We start from the raw sequence: 15,339 nt of genomic DNA, 5'->3' as shown, positions 1-15,339 counted from the left end.
CGGGCCCGGGGCGGGGGTGGGGTGGAAGCGGGGTGGAGGCGGGGCGGGGTCAGTGGGCCAGCTCGGTGCCGGTCTGCTCGAAGTAGAAGGACTTGATGAAGCAGTCCCGGGGCTGGCCGATGGCGAAGAAGACGCAGTCCACCAGGGACTGGGCGGTGAGCGGGTCCTGCGCGGTGCGCGGGGCCTCCTCCCAGGCGGGCGACAGCGGGTCGTGGTTGGCGAAGTCCGGGGGGTAGAGGGAGATCACTCGGACGCCCCGGCCGCGCAGCCGGCGGGAGAGGCTCTCGGTGAACCCGGCCTGGGCGCTCTTGGCCGCGTAGAAGGCGTCATGGGCGTCGGATCGGTGGTTCCCGGTCTCGCCGCAGCTGGAGACCATGGTCACGATGTCCGGCTTCCGCGAGTTCAGGAGCAGCGGGAGGAAGGCCTTGGTCGCCAGGACGGTGCCGGTGGCGCCGGAGGCGAGGGTGTCGACGACGTCCTCGTCGGAGGCGGAGAGCAGGTCCGTCCCGTGCTGGTAGCGGGAGCCGTTGTTGACCAGGACGTCTATGTGCCCGGCGCGGGCGGTGACGGCCGCGGCGAAGCCGCGTACGGAGGCGGGCTCCGTGAGGTCGCAGGCGTAGGCGTGGATCCGGGCGGCGTCGTGGCCCTGGGCGATGATCTCCTCGCGGACCCGCTCGGCGGCTTCCGCGGTGCGCGCCGACAGGTGCACTTCGGCGCCCCGTGCGGCGAAGCTGAGGGCGAGGGTGCGCCCGAAGTCGCGGCCGGCCGCGGTGATGACGACGCGGTGGTTTTCAAGTGTCATGCCTGTCAGGCCTCCTGGTTGTGTGGTCGATACACACGAACCTGGCCGGCGATCAAGAAATTCCGGCCGGGGCACACCCGTCACGGGGGCTCCGGGCGGTGTGACCGGCCGGCATGGCGGGGCCGTCCCCACCGCCCTATCCTGAAAAAGGATCTCCGCGTCCGCCGGCCGCCGTCCCGGTCCCGGGTACCTCCGGCCACGGCGTCCGAACGCCGACGCCGCGGCCGACCGGCCCCGCGGGTGAACGTCCGCGATCTCCGTCCCGAGGGAGAGCCGGTCCCCATGGATCTCAACACCATCACCGAAGTCGTCCGCCGCCCCTCCGGCACACCGGGCCGGGAATGGCGCGAGGGCGACGCCTGGCTCGCCGGCGGGACGTGGCTGTTCTCCGCGGAGCAGCCGCACCTGCGGCGCCTGATCGACCTGACGGCACTGCCCTGGGAGACCCTCGTCCCCGGTGACGCGGGCCTGGAGATCGGCGCGACCTGCACCGTCCGCGAGCTGTACGCGTTCCGGCCGCCGCCCGAGTGGACCGCGGGCGGGCTGGTACAGACGGCCTGCGAGGCGTTCCTGTCGTCGTTCAAGGTCTGGAACGCCGCCACCGTCGGCGGCAACATCTGCATGTCCCTCCCGGCCGGCCCGATGATCACGCTCACGGTCGCCCTGGAGGCCCGCTACGAGCTGTGGGCCGCCGACGGCTCCGTGCGCACCGTCGACGCCCTCGACTTCGTGACCGGCAACAACCGCAACGTCCTCGCCCCCGGAGAGCTGCTCCGCCGGATCGACGTCCCGGCGCACGCCCTCGGCAAGCGCGCCGCGCACCGCCGCTTCACGCTGACCCGGCTGGGCCGCTCGACGGTGTTCCTGATCGGTACGCACTCCCCCGGAACGGACAACCTGCTGCTCACCGTGACCGCGGGCACCACCCGCCCGGTGCGGTTCGCCTTCGACCACATGCCCGACGCCCTGACCCTGCGGCAGAGCATCGACGCCATCCCCGCCGACGTCTGGTTCGCCGACCCCAACGGGACCCCCGACCACCGTAGGCACCTGACCCGGCACTTCGCCGAAGAGATCCGGCGCGAACTCCTCACCGGGGGCCCGGCATGACCTACCTCGTCAACGGCAGGGACTTCGGGCAGGAGCCCGCTCCCGGACAGTGCCTGCGCACCTTCCTGCGCTCCCTCGGCCACTTCGGCGTGAAGAAGGGCTGCGACGCCGGCGACTGCGGCGCCTGCACGGTGTGGCTGGACGGCGTCCCCGTGCACAGCTGCATCACCCCCGCGTTCCGCGCGGAAGGCCGTGCGGTGACCACGATCGAGGGGCTCGGATCACCGGGCGACCTGCACCCGGTCCAGCGGCGGTTCCGCGACGCCCCGGGCTTCCAGTGCGGCTTCTGCACCGCCGGGATGATCATGACCTCGGCCGCCTTCACCGAGGCCCAGAAGGCCGACCTGCCCAGGGCCCTCAAGGGCAACCTGTGCCGCTGCACGGGCTACCGGGCGATCGAGGACGCGGTGAAGGGCGTCGCGCACGTGGAGACGGCCGCGCCGGGCAGGGCGGTCGGGACCAGCGTCGGCGCCCCGGCGGCCGAGGACGTGGTGACCGGGCGCGCCGAGTTCACGATGGACACCCGCATGGAGGGCATGCTGCACCTCAAGGTGCTGCACTCGCCGCACGCCCACGCCCGGATCGTCTCCGTCGACAGGAGCGCCGCGCTCGCGGTGCCCGGCGTGCTCCGCGTCTACACGTGGGAGGACGTCCCCCGGAGGCGGTTCACCACGGCGATCCACACCGACCACCTCGTCGATCCGGACGACACGTACATCCTCGACGACACCGTCCGGTTCGTCGGCCAGCGCGTCGTGGCCGTCCTGGCCGAGACGCCCGGCGCGGCGGAGGAGGGCTGCCGCAAGGTGGCCGTGGAGTACGAGGTGCTGCCGGCCGTGTTCGACCCCGAGGAGGCCATGGCCGACGGGGCGCCCCAGCTGCACGGCTCGGAGGACCCGTTCGTCCGCGACAGCGTCCACAACCTGCTGCTGGAGATCCATTCGCACATCGGGGACGTCGAAGCCGGGTTCGCGGCGGCCGACGTCGTCCACGAGGGCACGTACTCCTCACCGCGCGTCCAGCACGCCCACCTGGAGACCCACGGTTCCATCGCGTGGATGGAGGACGGCCGGCTGATCGTCCGCACCAGCTCCCAGTCCCCCTCGATCGCGAAGGTCAAGCTGGCCTACCTGTTCGCGCTCCGCCCCGACCAGCTGCGGGTGTTCTGCAAGCGCGTCGGCGGCGGGTTCGGCGGCAAGCAGGAGGTCATCTCGGAGGACCTGGCGGCGCTGGCCGCGATCGACACCGGACGTCCCGTCTGCTACGAGTTCACGCGCGAGGAGGAGTTCACCACCGCCTCGCCCCGGCACCCGATGAAGCTGACGGTCCGGCTCGGCGCGAAGGCCGACGGCACCCTGACCGCCCTCCAGGTGCGCAACATGTCCGACACCGGCGCGTACGGCAACCACGGCGGCGAGACCCTGTACGCGGGCGGCGCCGCCGTCATGGTGTACCGCTGCCCCAACAAGAAGTACGACGCCTACTCCGTCTACACCAACACCGTCCCCAGCGGGGCGCTGCGCGGCTACGGGATGACCCAGCCGGCGTTCGCCGTCGAGTCGGCGATGGACGAGCTGGCGCTGGCCCTGCACATGGATCCGCTGGAGCTGCGGCGGCGCAACATCGTGCGGCCCGGCGACCCGCTCGTCGCGATGCACGACGGCCCGGACGACGTGATGTTCAACGAGGACGGGCTCGGCAGGTGCATCGACCTGGTGGCCGGCGCCCTGGCACGTACGGCCGACCAGCCCGCGCCCGGCCCCGGGTGGCTCGTCGGGACCGGTGTGGCGAGTTCGCTGCACGAGACGGCTCCCCCGACCGAGCACGTCTCCGAGGCCTGGATCACCCTCGGCGACGACCTCGTGTACGAACTGGCCGTCGGGACGGTCGAGTTCGGGGAGGGCACCTCGACCGCGCACGTCCAGATCGCGGCCAACCAGCTGGGCACGACGCCGTCGCGGATCCGCCTGGTGCAGTCCGACACCGACCGCACCGGGTTCGACACGGGCGCCTTCGCCAGTGCCGGCTTGTTCGTCGCGGGGAACGCGGTCCTGCGGGCGGCCAACGCGGTGCGCGACCGGATCGTGGAGTTCGCCGCCGCGCACACCGGGGTCCACGTGGTCATGTGCACGATGGAGGACGACCACGTCGTCTGCGGCGACGACCGCGTCCCGCTGGCCGAGCTCGTCGCCCTGGCCCGGGCGCGCGGCATCCGGTTCACGGCGGCCCGCAAGGCGTACGGCTCGCCGCGCAGCGTCACCTCCAACACCCACGGGTTCCGGATCGCCGTGCACCCGGTGACGGGCGAGATCCGGATCCTCTACAGCGTGCAGGCGGCCGACGCCGGGGTGCTGATCAACCCCGAGCAGGTCCGGGGCCAGGTCGACGGCGGCGTCACCCAGGGCATCGGGTTCGCGCTGACCGAGAACTACATGGTCGACGCCGACGGCGCCATGACCAACCCGAACCTGCGCAACTACCGCATCCCCACCTACGCCGACGCCCCGCGCACCGAGGTGCTGTTCGTGGGCTCGGCGGACTCGGTCGGGGCGATGCACTCGAAGGGGATGGCGGAGTGCTGCATCAACCCGGTGGCCCCGGCGCTGGCGAACGCGCTGCGCGACGCCACCGGGGTCCGCTTCCGCGAACTGCCGCTGACCCCCGAGCGGATCTACAGCCGGCTGGGTGAGAGCAGTGCGGCGCCGACGGGTCCGAGACGATGAGCACCGGCGCGCACGCGGACGCCTCCGCCACGGTGATCATCTGCCGGAAGGTGCTGCCCGGCAGGGAGCGGGAGTACGAGAAGTGGCAGTACAGGGTCAACACCGCCGCCGCGGACTACCCCGGGCACCTCGGTGCCGAGGTGTCCCCGCCGACGGCGCTCCAGCCCGACTGGGTGGTCGTCTACCGGTTCGACTCCATCGCGCACCTCCAGGCGTGGATGAACGGGGCGACCCGGCAGCGGCTCCTGGACGTCGGCGCGAAGTACTTCGACGGACCCGCGACCCAGCAGGTCATCAGCGGCGGCTCGCAGCCGACCGACCCGCTGGTGACCGTCGTGGTCACCCACCGCGTCCACCCGGACCAGGTCGGCGACTTCCTCGCCTGGCAGCGCCGCATGAGCCACGAGGAGAGCAAGTTCGAGGGCTACCGGGGCAGCGAGGTGTTCCGGCCGGTGGAGGGCCTCCAGGAGGAGTGGACCACCCTGTACCGCTACGACAACGCCGAGCACCTAGACGCCTGGCTGACCTCGGAGAAGCGGCAGGAGGTGCTCGCCGAGGGCAGGAAGTTCAACGAGTTCAAGCTGCGCACCATCGACAACTCCTTCGGCAGCTGGTTCGCCTTCGCGGAGAACGGCAAGGAGGCCCCGCCGCCCTCGGAGACGAAGACCTCCGTCGCGGTGTGGGTCGGCCTGTACCCGACGGTGGTGCTGCTGACGCTCGCCCTGCACCCGCTGGGGATGCCGCTGTGGCTCGGACTGCTGGTGGGCAACCTGCTGTCCAGCTTCATCATGAGCTTCGTGACGATGCCGCATTACGTGAACCCGCTGCTAGGGCGGTGGCTGCGGCCCGCCGCGAACGAGTCCCCCGCCCGGACCAACCTCCTCGGCGTCGGGACCGTCGTGGCGCTGATGGCGTTCTGGGTGATCGTGTTCTACCTGGTGACGACCCGGTTCTGGTCACTGCCGTGAACCGGGGCCCGGTCCCGGTTCGGGCAGCGGCGCGCCGGTCTCCAGCAGGGTCTTGATGCTGGAGACCAGCATCGGCCAGGCGCCGGAGCACATGCCGATGAGGGTGCCGCCCGGGGTGAACCCCTCGTGGCGGACGGTGAGCCGGGCGAGGGTGTCCCCGACCGGCTCGATCTCGTACGTCACCCTCGTGCGCGGCTCGCCCGCCAGCTCGGCCCGCAGCTCCTCGGCGATCCCGGCGGAGGCCGCCCACTGGGTGCTGAAGGTGTGCCAGGTGTAGGAGAGCCGCCGGTCGGGGACGCAGTCGAGCACCACCTGCTCGGGATCGCTGGTGCGGGCGCCGCGCTCGACCCAGTCCATCGTGGAGCCCACCGCCCAGTCCGTGTCGAAGGTCAGGCCCCAGTAGCGGCGGGTGTACGCCGGGTCGGTGAGGGCCTGCCAGACCCGGGCGGGGTCGGCCTGGATGTACACGGTGTAGTCGATCACGCTGTCGGTCATGGCCCCATGCTGCGGGACCGGCCGCCGCGCGCCCGGCATTGGCGGGCCGGGCTTGGGCCGGCCGGGGCCCTCACCAGCGCAGCCCCTGCTCCGGGAGCTCCACGGGCGGGGTGCGCAGCGGCGCGGGCAGGCCGAGCTGGGCGCGGGCCGCGTGCACGGCGGCGAGCTCGTCCCGGCCGGCCGGGCCCCAGTCGCTGAGTTCCCGCACCTGCTCGGGGGTGGCCAGCAGCCGGGCGTACGCGGGGTCCGCGGCCGGGGACACGGAGGTGAGCCGGGCCGCGGTACGGGCAAGGGCGCCCCGGTCGGCGTAGCGGTAGCCGAGCGGCAGCGCCCCGACGGCGGGCTCCGCCCGGGGGCCGGGCAGGTGCGCGGCGCCGGTGGCGCGGGCCACCAGCAGCAGTACCCGCCCGTCGGGGGCGAAGAGCCAGCCGGCGTGGTCCCGTACGGGCAGGTGGGCGGGGACGGGTCCGGGGTGCCAGGTGCCGTGCTGGGGGGTGCGCCGGCTGCGCAGGACCCCGAGGCGGTCGAGGGCGGTGGGGGTGGTGGGGCGGCCGTCCTCCAGCAGGGCGGGGCCGGAGCCGTTGATCCGGGCGCGGAGGGCGGACAGGGCGCGGCGGGCGTCTCCGGGGTCCATCAGGGCGGGCAGGTCGGCGGGCTCGGCGAAGTCGATGCCGGTGACCTCCTGGGCGGGCAGGCGGACGGACCGGATGCGCTCGGGGGTCCAGGTGCCGCCGTCGTAGACGTGCAGGATCTCGCCGGGGAAGCGCATCTCGGGCGGGATCCCGGGCACGTCGGCGGGGATCCAGTCGACGGCGAGCCCGCGCGGGTAGTGGCCCTCGACGCCGAGCTCCTCGCGCATCTCGCGGGCCGCGGCCGCCGCGGGCGACTCCCCGGCGTCCACCGCGCCGCCGGGGAGCAGCCGGTCGGGGCGGTAGTCGACGGTCTGGACCAGGACCCGCCCGTCGGGGTCGGTGACGAGGACGGTCGCTCCGGTCCAGAGGGCGGCGCGCGAGGCCCCGTACTCCGCCGGGGTCATCCAGGTGCCCGCGCGTCCGGGGTCGTCGGTCAACTGCGGCATCGGTACTCCGTTCACCGTGGGTGGACCAGCCGCCTGTGCAACAGCGGGCCGGGCCGCCTGGTTACGGCGGTTCCCCCGGCTCACGACGGTTCTCCTTTACCTGCGCCATACCTGCTTATTGCCGCGTTATGTCGATCTTGCTACGGTCCGTCCTGCGGACCGGTGGTGTGAAAGCGGCTGGTCCGACCACGTACGCTCACCCGTCCGTGTGAGCGGGCGCGACCGCGGGTGCCCGTTTGCGGCAGGGTGGGCGGATGCCGTCGCGCCGGGCCCTGCCGCCGTCCCTGTCCCTGCTGCTCGCCGTGCTGGTGGGGGCCACCGGATGCGTGACGGTCCGGGCGCCGGACCGGACGCCCGCGCCCGCGCCGGACCGGACCGCGTGGGCGCCCCGGCAGCCGGCCGTGGAGGCCCTGCCGCTGGGGCCCGCCCCGGAGCCGGAGGAGACGACCGCGCCGCCCGCCGGGGCGGCCGCCCCCGCGCCGCCGGCACAAGCGCCGCCGCCGGTCGCCCCGCACCGGCCCGAGCCCCGCTCCGACGACCACCCGCCGCACCGCGCCTCCGCCGACCGGCCCGCCCGCCCGGCGCGCCGCGCGCCCGCCCCCGCACCGAAGCCCCGCAAGCGGCAGCCGGCGCGCCCCGCACCCCGGCCCGCGCCGCAGCGCTCGTACGACATGCGTCACCTGTGCGAGGCCGCCCACGGGGTGGTGGACCCGGCCATCGTCGCCATGTGCCGCTGACCGGGAACCGATCGGACCCTCCAGACATCCTTGAACATGTTCAATGATCATCGTTCGGGGAGTTCCCTTGTCCACCCGCCGCAAGAAGGCCGCGACCGCCCTCGCGATCGCCGCGCCGCTCGCCCTGCTCCTGCTCGTCGGCCGGTTCCTCCACCAGGCCGACCTCCAGATGACCGGCAGGGCACCCGTGCCCTGCGCCGAGGCCGTCCGCTTCCTCCAGGCCGAGGGCCTGCCCGAAGAAGCCCGCGAGGAGCGCTGCACCGGCGGCCAGTGGCAGACCACCTGGTACACCGTGGACTTCCGGATCCCGCGGGCCGAGGCCGAGGCGTGGCTGCGCTCCTCCTACCCGGGGGCCGAGGTCCGCCACGGCTGCGCGGCCGCCGACGCCTGCGCGCACCCCCAGGTCACCGGCGACGGGGGCCACGACCTCGCGGACCACGTCAGCGTCGAGATCGGCCCCGAGGAGGACGGCCTCGCCCGCGTGCGGCTCACCGGGGGGACGACGACCTGACCGGCCCGCGGGCACCCGCCCGTGGACCGGGCCCGTAATCCGGTGGATGCCCCACCTCCGGATACCTAGAGTGACCTGGCCCCCCGTCACCCGATCCGGAGACCGACATGCGTACGCACTACCCCCGCACGGCGCACCTGCCGTGGTCCCCCGGTGCCACGGCCGACGACGTGCGCGCCGGCGGGACCTCGGCGCTGGCCGGGCGCGAGGTGGTCGTCACCGAGAAGCTCGACGGGGAGAACACCACCCTGTACGCGGACGGGCTGCACGCCCGCTCCCTCGACTCCGCCCACCACCCCTCCCGCGCCTGGGTCAAGGGCCTCCAGGGCCGCATCGGCGCGCAGATACCGGCGGGTTGGCGGGTCTGCGGGGAGAACCTGTACGCCCGCCACTCCCTCGCCTACGGCGAACTCGACAGCTGGTTCTACGGGTTCTCGGTGTGGGACGGCGACCACTGCCTCGACTGGGACCGCACCCTGCGCTTCCTCGGCCGGCTCGGCGTTCCCGCTCCGCGCGTCCTGTGGCGCGGGGTCTACGACGAACGGGCCCTGCGCCGGCTGCGGGTGGACACCGCCCGCCAGGAGGGCTACGTCGTACGGACGACGGCCGGCTTCGACCGCGCCGACTTCGGGCGGTACGTGGCCAAGTGGGTGCGGGGCGGGCACGTGCAGACCGACACGCACTGGATGTACGCGCCCGTCGTCCCCAACGGCCTCGGCCCGGCCGCGCCGCTGTGGGCCGTCCGCTCCGGCTCCGAACCGGACCCGGCCGGGCTGCTCGCCGCCCTCGGGACGCCGGAGCCGGCCGACGCGGTCGCGGAGCGGGCCGTCGCCGAGGTCACCGCCCGGATCGACGGCGCCGGCCGCACCGGGGAGGCCCGGCTGGCCGGCGTACTGGCCGCCGCCCTGCACCGGGAGCCCCGGGCCGCCCTCGGGGCGCGGCTCGCGGCGGGACCCCTCGGGATGCGGACCGCCCGCCGCGTGGCCGACCTGGTCGGGCTGTACCCGGCGCTGCGGCGGCCCTTCCCCGAGGAGGAGCGCCGGGCCGGGCTGGTGCGGATGGCGGCGGCCGCCGACCTCGGGGTACTGCACGCGCTGGCCGCGGGCCTCCCGGCGGCGCCCGCAGAACTGGAGTGCGCCGAATGGTCGGCGCTCTGCGCCGAGGAGGCCGGACTGCTCGGCCCGGACCCGCTCGGCGGGCTGCGCGCCGGGCTGCGCGAGGCCCTCGGCGGGCTGGACGCGGACGCCGCCGACCGTTGCTGGGCCGAGGCCCGCGAGGCGTTCGGGCGGGGCTCGCTCGCCACGGCCGAGGCGGCGGTGGCCGCCACCTGGCGCTGGCGGGACGGGTCGGCGTACCCGCGCCTGGTACAGCTGTGCGGGCCCTCGGGCAGCGGGAAGAGCAGCTACGCGCGGAGCCTGACCGGGGTGGACGCGTACGTCTGTCTGGACGACCTGCGCGAGGCCCGGGGCTCCCGCGCCGACCAGCGGGCCAACCCCGAGGTGCTGCGCGAGGGTCTGGAGCGGCTGGACCGGGCCCTGGCCGCCGGGGGCACCGTGGTGTGGGACGCCACCTCCCTCACCGAACAGCAGCGCGGCCTGGCGGGCGCGGTCGCGCGGCGCCGCGACGCACTGGTCACCCGGGTGGTGGCGCTGGTCGGGGAGGCGGAGCTGGCGCGGCGCAACGGCGTACGCCCGCACCCGGTGCCGGAGGCCGTACTGGCCGCGCAGCTGCGGCGGTTCAGCCCGCCCTACCCCGGCCGGGCGCACCGCACCCGGTACCTCGGGGCGGCCGGCACCATCGAGGACACGACGGGCTCCCTCCGGGACGCCGACGAGGGGGACGAGGCCTGATGCGCACCAGTGAGCAGCTCTACCACCAGGTCCGCTGGGACCCCCGGTTCGACCCGGCCAGGTTCACCCTCGGTCTGCTCCAGCGCGGGGCCGCGCCCAAGCGGATACCGCTGCCCTCCTTCGTGCCCGGCGGCGACATCCCCTGGCACCGGGTGCTGTTCGTGGAGGCGGACGGGGAGCTGGTGTGGGACCGGGCCACCGGCGTCGACCGGATCGACTCGACGCCGGCCGGGCGGGTGCGGGAACAACGGCTGCTGGGCGCTCCGTTCTTCACCGCCCGCACCCCGCACGCCTGGGACCCGGCGGCGGACGGCTGGCGGCCCGTGCAGGCCGGGCCGGCCGCGCACCCGCCGGCGAGCGTGCGGCTGCTGACCTGGAACACCCTGTGGGACCGCTACGACGCCCCGCGCATCGCCACCGCCCGGCGCAGGCCGATGCTGCTGGCCGACCTGGCGGTGGCCGACGCCGACGTGATCGCCCTCCAGGAGGTCGAACCGGCGCTGCTGGCCATGCTGCTGGCCGAGCCGTGGGTGCGGGCCGGATACACCCTGGGCACCGATCCGCGGGGCACGGACGTCCCGGACCACGGGCTGCTGGTGCTGAGCCGGCTGCCGGTGCGTGAGGCGGGGCTGCACGCGCTGCGCGCGCACAAGGCGGTCACCGCCGTCACCGTGGACACCGCGGGCGGCCCGCTGGTCGTCGCCGCCACGCACCTGACCAGCGACCACACCGAGGACGGGGCCGGCCGACGGGAGTGGGAACTCGCGCGCCTCGCCGAGGGGCTGGGCGGGATCGAAACCGAGGTCGCGCTGCTCGGCGACTTCAACGACGGCCGCTCCGGAACCGAGGGCCCTGCCGCCGCGCTGGGGCTGCGGGACGCCTGGACCGAGGTGCACGGGCCCGGTGACGGCTCCCCGACCTTCGACCCCGTGGTCAATCCGCTGGCGGCGGTGGGCTCGCTGACGGGGCGGGCGGCCCGGCTGGACCGGATCCTGCTGCGCCCGTCCGACGGCGCCCGGGTGCGGTCGGCGGGGCTGCGGGGCGACTCCCCCGGGCCGGACGGGCTGTTCGTCTCCGACCACTTCGGGGTGGAGGCCACCGTGGAGTACGCGGCCCCGGACGCGGCGGCCGGGACGGGGGCCGCGCGCTGCGGCGTACCCGCTACGGCCCGCACGGCCGTGGCCTGGCTGGCGCCCCACGACCCGGCGGTCGGGGAGCTGCGCCGGGCGCACGACCCGGCGGTCGACCGCTGGCCGGCGCACGTGAACCTGCTCTTCGGCTTCGTGCCGGAGTCCTCCTTCGAGGAGGCGCTGCCCCTGCTGGCGGAGGCCGCGGCGTGCAGCGGGCCGTTCACCGCCCGGCTGGCGGGGGTGCACTCCTTCGGACACCGGGACGACGCCACCCTCTGGCTGGACCCCGCGGCGGGCCCGGACGGCGACGCGCCGTGGCAGGATCTGCGCCGCGCCCTGGCCGCCCGGTTCCCGGGCTGCCGGGGGCGCGCGGAGGGCTGGACCCCGCACCTGACGCTGGGCCGCAGCGCGGAGCCGCGGCGGGCGGAGCGGGAGTTCGCCGAGCGGCTCCGGCCGGGCGGGCGTACGGCCCGGGTCGGGGAGCTGGCGGTGCTGTCGCGGCGCGGGGACGGGCCGATGCGGGTGCGGGCGGTGGTGGAGCTCGGCACCGGTGCGGTGCGGGCTCCCCGGCCCGGGGCGGCCCCGGCGGCGCCCGCGGAGGAGCCGGGGGCGGCGCAGGAGGTTGCTTCGCGGATCGCGGCGGCGCTGCCCGGGGCGCTGGTGCTGACGGCGGGCTCGCGCCGCATGGGCTGCGCGCTGCCGGGGGCCGACCTGGACCTGGTGGCCGTGGTGCCCGGTCCGGCGGACGCCGCCGGGGTGCGGGCGCGGGTGGCGGCCGCGCTGCCGGGGGCGCGGCGGCTGCGGGAGGTGACGGGCGCCCGGGTGCCGGGGCTGCGGCTGCACGCGTCCGGGCTGGACGTGGACCTGGTGGTGGTCGGTTCCGGGGCACTGGCCCCGGGGGAGGCCGTGGCCCGGCGGGCGGAGCTGGGCGAGGCGGCGTCGGTGGCGCTGAGCGCGCTCGAAGACGCCCACGCCGTACGGGAGTCCGTGGGCGCGGCGCACGCCGCCTTCGCCGGGCTGGCGCGGGAGGTGAAGGCCTGGGCGCGGGCGCGCGGGCTGGACTCGGCGCCGTTCGGGGGGCTGCCGGGGCTGGCCTGGGCGGTCCTCGCGGCGCGGACCGTCGGCGCGGCCGTCCGGGAGGGCGGGGACCTCTCCCCCGCCGCGCTGCGGCGGGAGTTCTTCGGGACCTGGGCCGCCTGGGACTGGAGCGAGCCGGTCTCCCTGCTTCCCGCGGACGGCGGCGGCACCTCGGCGGACCCGGTCACGGTGCTGACCCCGTGCGCGCCGGTGCGCAGTTGTACCGCGCAGGTGGGGCCGGGGACGCGGGACCTGCTGGTCCGGGAGCTGTACCGGGCGTGGGAGGTGCTGGAGGAGGATCCGGAGGGCCTCGGCCGGCTGACGGCGCCGCCGCCGCTGCACCGGCGGCACGCGGCGTGGGCGGTGGTGACCGTACGGGCCGGTGCGGCGGGGGAGTTCGAGGAGCGGCTGGGCCGGGCGCGGGGCCGGCTGCGGGCCCTGCTCGCGGGGCTCCCGGACGCGCACGCCTGGCCCCGCCCGTTCGAGCGGACCGCGACCCTGGCCCGCTACGCGGTGGGTCTGGGCCGGACGCCGCCGGACGCCGCCGCCCTGTCGGCGCTCGCCGCGCCCTGGGCGGCGGCCCTGCCGGGGGTGGAGGTCGGGTGGGCGGGCCCGGGCGAGGTGCCGGACCTGCCGTGAGGGGCGGGCGCCCGGCCGGTCTCACACCTCGACGACGATCTTGCCGGCCGTGTGGCCCTCCTGGTTGAGGGCGAAGGCGGCCGCGAGTTCGGCGAGCGGGAAGGTCTCCGCGACCGTGACCTCCAGGCGGCCCTCGTCGGCGAGGCGGCCCAGGGCGGCGAGGTCGGCGGAGTCGGGACGGACCCAGATCCACTGGCCGCCCGCCCCCAGGACCGTGTGGTCGGCGATGGAGGCGTGGCGTCCGCCCTCGGCGAGGACGGCGCGGGTGACGTCGAGGACGCCCCCGACGAAGTCGGCGACGACGGTGACGCCCTCGGGGGCGAGGGCGCGGACGCGTTCCGTCAGGCCGTCCCCGTAGGCGACGGGTTCGCAGCCGAGGCCGCGCAGCCGGTCGTGGTTGCGCGGGGAGGCGGTGCCGATGACCCGGGCGCCGAGGGCGGCGGCGATCTGGACGCCGAGGGAGCCGACGCCGCCCGCCGCGCCGTGCACGAGGACCGTGTCGCCCCCGCCGGTGCCGAGGCGGGTCAGCAGCTGGTGGGCGGTGAGGCCGGCCAGCGGCAGGCCCGCCGCCTGCCGCCAGTCGAGCGAGACGGGCTTGGCCGCGAGGCAGCGTACGGGGACGCTGACGAACTCGGCGAAGGTGCCGCCGTGCACCCAGTCCTTGCGGGCGTAGCCCATGACCGCGTCGCCCACCGCGAACTCGGGGGCGTCGATGCCGACGCGCTCGACGGTGCCGGAGACGTCCCAGCCCGGTACGACGGGGAACACGACGTCCATGAGGCCGTCCAGCCCGCCCGACATGATCTTCCAGTCGACCGGGTTGACGGCCGCGCAGCGGACCCGTACGAGGACCTCGCCGGGGGCGACCTTGGGCACGGGCAGCCGGGTCTCGGCGAGCACCTCCGTCCCGCCGTACGTCCCGTACGCCATGGCACGCATGGTGCCTTCGGTGTCCTGCGCCATGGATGCGGCCTCTCCGTCTGCCTACCCGAACCGGTGGAAATCGCCCCTTCCCCATCCCACCACGGAACGCCGCCCGCACCGCCGAGCGCAACGCCGCCCGGTCACTCGTACTCGGTGCCGCCCTTGCGCGTCAGGTAGGCCGGGCTGACCGCCTTGGCGATGGCCCGCCCGCCGGTCACGGGGCTGTACCGCTCGGCCGCCGGGCGGATGACGACCCCCTCGCGCAGGTGCAGCTCCCGCCCGGAGACCGTCTCCCGGCCACTGGCCAGCCCCAGTACCGCGTCCAGGGCGTACGGGCCCTCGAAGAGCCGTGGCACCAGCGGGAGTTCGCCGTCCGGGAACACCTCCTGCGGATCCAGCCAGCGCACCCGGCCGTCGATCTCGGCGGACACGTCGAAGACGGCGTATCCGGGCGGGGTGTCGGCCGTCGAGGCCGGGACCCCGTACGCCAGGTCCTGGACCCCGGTTCCGTACACCTCGCCGAAGACTCCGATCCGGCTCGCGCCCAGCCGCTCGGCGAGCCGGGCCGCGGCCTCCGCCACGCCGTGGCCGCGCACCGCGCGCCAGTAGACGTTGCGCCCGTCCTCCTTGAGTGCCAGCCCCTTGGCACCGACGCCCTTGGAGGAGACGAGGACCTGCCCGTCGGCGGCCGGGTAGGTCAGCAGGCAGGCCGTGCCGTGGAGTTTCTCCGTCAGGACGACGGGCTCCCCCTCCTCGAAGATCCCCGGGTAGCGCTGGAGGTTCTCGATGTCCACCCAGGGCAGCAGGTCGGGCGCCGGCTCGACGTCTCCGGCCATCGTCGTGGAGACGGGCGGCGACCACTTGACGATGCCCAGCGCCTCCGCGAAGTCGGTGCCCTCCTCGGCGGCGAGGGCCAGGTCCACGCCCTCCAGGGCGCGGGGCCGGCAGACCAGGCCCTGCGAGAGCTCCCCGCGCAGCCGGACCGCCTTGACCCGGTCCTTGGAGCTCCCGGCCAGCCGGCCCGTCAGCCCCAGCTCCTCGATCAGGGCGGCCGGGAGGACCGCCTGCTCGGGTATGTAGAGGGCCAGGTCTCCGGTCCGGTAGGCCCCCTTCGCGACGACGGCGCGGTACAGGCCCACCTGGGCCAGCTCCAGCGCGTCGGCATCGGGGTGGTGGTGGACGGTCAGTTCTTCGACGGTGACACGCAGCGTGGACATCGGCGCCTCCTGGGACGCGGGGACGGACTCGGGCTTCCCGGCCACTCTCGGCGCCGCCATTTCCGCTGGTCCAGCGGA

12 protein-coding genes are annotated in these 15,339 nt (G+C 75.4%); 7 read left to right on the top strand and 5 right to left on the bottom strand.

From position 1 onward, the window contains the following. Positions 1-49: 49 nt before the first annotated feature. Complete coding sequence (locus tag OG553_RS31620; RefSeq protein WP_405982261.1) at positions 50-802, bottom strand: SDR family oxidoreductase; 753 nt, start codon at positions 800-802, stop codon at positions 50-52. A gap of 282 nt (positions 803-1,084) precedes the next feature. Here OG553_RS31620 and OG553_RS31615 point away from each other — a divergent pair, with 282 nt between their 5' ends. From OG553_RS31615 to OG553_RS31605, 3 genes are read left to right on the top strand one after another with little or no spacing between them, the layout of a single operon-like run. Next, entirely contained in the window at positions 1,085-1,912 is an 828-nt protein-coding gene (locus OG553_RS31615) for an FAD binding domain-containing protein (RefSeq protein ID WP_405982260.1), read from the top strand. Continuing rightward, positions 1,909-4,635, top strand: a complete 2,727-nt coding sequence (locus tag OG553_RS31610) for a molybdopterin-dependent oxidoreductase (RefSeq protein WP_405982259.1) — start codon at positions 1,909-1,911, stop codon at positions 4,633-4,635. Before OG553_RS31615 ends, OG553_RS31610 begins: the two co-directional genes overlap by 4 nt. Further along, positions 4,632-5,603 carry an antibiotic biosynthesis monooxygenase gene (locus tag OG553_RS31605; RefSeq protein ID WP_405982258.1) on the top strand — a complete coding sequence of 324 codons (972 nt, stop codon included), beginning with the start codon at positions 4,632-4,634 and terminating at the stop codon, positions 5,601-5,603. Before OG553_RS31610 ends, OG553_RS31605 begins: the two co-directional genes overlap by 4 nt. On the opposite strand, the gene OG553_RS31600 is transcribed toward OG553_RS31605, so the two are convergent. Together OG553_RS31600 and OG553_RS31595 are read right to left on the bottom strand one after the other, a co-directional pair. Continuing rightward, entirely contained in the window at positions 5,592-6,098 is a 507-nt protein-coding gene (locus OG553_RS31600) for an SRPBCC family protein (RefSeq protein ID WP_405982257.1), read from the bottom strand. The genes OG553_RS31605 and OG553_RS31600 overlap by 12 nt on opposite strands. Before the next feature lie 70 nt (positions 6,099-6,168). Next, positions 6,169-7,176, bottom strand: a complete 1,008-nt coding sequence (locus OG553_RS31595) for an NUDIX domain-containing protein (RefSeq protein WP_405982256.1) — start codon at positions 7,174-7,176, stop codon at positions 6,169-6,171. 254 nt (positions 7,177-7,430) lie between these two features. Here OG553_RS31595 and OG553_RS31590 point away from each other — a divergent pair, with 254 nt between their 5' ends. From OG553_RS31590 to OG553_RS31575, 4 genes are all read left to right on the top strand, one after another. Beyond that, positions 7,431-7,913 carry a hypothetical protein gene (locus tag OG553_RS31590; RefSeq protein ID WP_405982255.1) on the top strand — a complete coding sequence of 161 codons (483 nt, stop codon included), beginning with the start codon at positions 7,431-7,433 and terminating at the stop codon, positions 7,911-7,913. Between the two features lie 67 nt (positions 7,914-7,980). After that, entirely contained in the window at positions 7,981-8,424 is a 444-nt protein-coding gene (locus OG553_RS31585) for a hypothetical protein (protein WP_405982254.1), read from the top strand. A gap of 107 nt (positions 8,425-8,531) precedes the next feature. After that, positions 8,532-10,274 (top strand): RNA ligase family protein, encoded by a 1,743-nt coding sequence (locus tag OG553_RS31580; RefSeq protein WP_405982253.1) that lies wholly within the window; start codon positions 8,532-8,534, stop codon positions 10,272-10,274. Then, entirely contained in the window at positions 10,274-13,120 is a 2,847-nt protein-coding gene (locus OG553_RS31575) for a poly(A) polymerase (protein WP_405982252.1), read from the top strand. Before OG553_RS31580 ends, OG553_RS31575 begins: the two co-directional genes overlap by 1 nt. A 21-nt stretch (positions 13,121-13,141) precedes the next feature. Here the strand turns inward: OG553_RS31575 and OG553_RS31570 are convergent, their stop codons facing one another. Both OG553_RS31570 and OG553_RS31565 read right to left on the bottom strand, forming a co-directional pair. Beyond that, entirely contained in the window at positions 13,142-14,059 is a 918-nt protein-coding gene (locus OG553_RS31570) for an NADP-dependent oxidoreductase (RefSeq protein ID WP_405983194.1), read from the bottom strand. A 125-nt stretch (positions 14,060-14,184) separates the two neighbouring features. Then, complete coding sequence (locus OG553_RS31565; protein WP_405982251.1) at positions 14,185-15,261, bottom strand: RNA ligase (ATP); 1,077 nt, start codon at positions 15,259-15,261, stop codon at positions 14,185-14,187. Positions 15,262-15,339: the final 78 nt, after the last annotated feature.

It is taken from the genome of Streptomyces sp. NBC_00158, from assembly GCF_045160885.1.
Taxonomy (GTDB): domain Bacteria; phylum Actinomycetota; class Actinomycetes; order Streptomycetales; family Streptomycetaceae; genus Streptomyces.
Note: the sequence above shows the minus strand (reverse complement) of the source record. Positions and strands in the feature narration are given on the sequence as shown.

Coding starts and splice junctions, on each gene's coding strand:
- OG553_RS31605 (WP_405982258.1), top strand. CDS start 4,632: ATGAGCACCGGCGCGCACGCGGACGCCTCCGCCACGGTGATCATCTGC.
- OG553_RS31570 (WP_405983194.1), bottom strand. CDS start 14,059: ATGCGTGCCATGGCGTACGGGACGTACGGCGGGACGGAGGTGCTCGCC.
- OG553_RS31565 (WP_405982251.1), bottom strand. CDS start 15,261: ATGTCCACGCTGCGTGTCACCGTCGAAGAACTGACCGTCCACCACCAC.
- OG553_RS31600 (WP_405982257.1), bottom strand. CDS start 6,098: ATGACCGACAGCGTGATCGACTACACCGTGTACATCCAGGCCGACCCC.
- OG553_RS31615 (WP_405982260.1), top strand. CDS start 1,085: ATGGATCTCAACACCATCACCGAAGTCGTCCGCCGCCCCTCCGGCACA.
- OG553_RS31610 (WP_405982259.1), top strand. CDS start 1,909: ATGACCTACCTCGTCAACGGCAGGGACTTCGGGCAGGAGCCCGCTCCC.
- OG553_RS31575 (WP_405982252.1), top strand. CDS start 10,274: ATGCGCACCAGTGAGCAGCTCTACCACCAGGTCCGCTGGGACCCCCGG.
- OG553_RS31590 (WP_405982255.1), top strand. CDS start 7,431: ATGCCGTCGCGCCGGGCCCTGCCGCCGTCCCTGTCCCTGCTGCTCGCC.
- OG553_RS31620 (WP_405982261.1), bottom strand. CDS start 802: ATGACACTTGAAAACCACCGCGTCGTCATCACCGCGGCCGGCCGCGAC.
- OG553_RS31580 (WP_405982253.1), top strand. CDS start 8,532: ATGCGTACGCACTACCCCCGCACGGCGCACCTGCCGTGGTCCCCCGGT.
- OG553_RS31595 (WP_405982256.1), bottom strand. CDS start 7,176: ATGCCGCAGTTGACCGACGACCCCGGACGCGCGGGCACCTGGATGACC.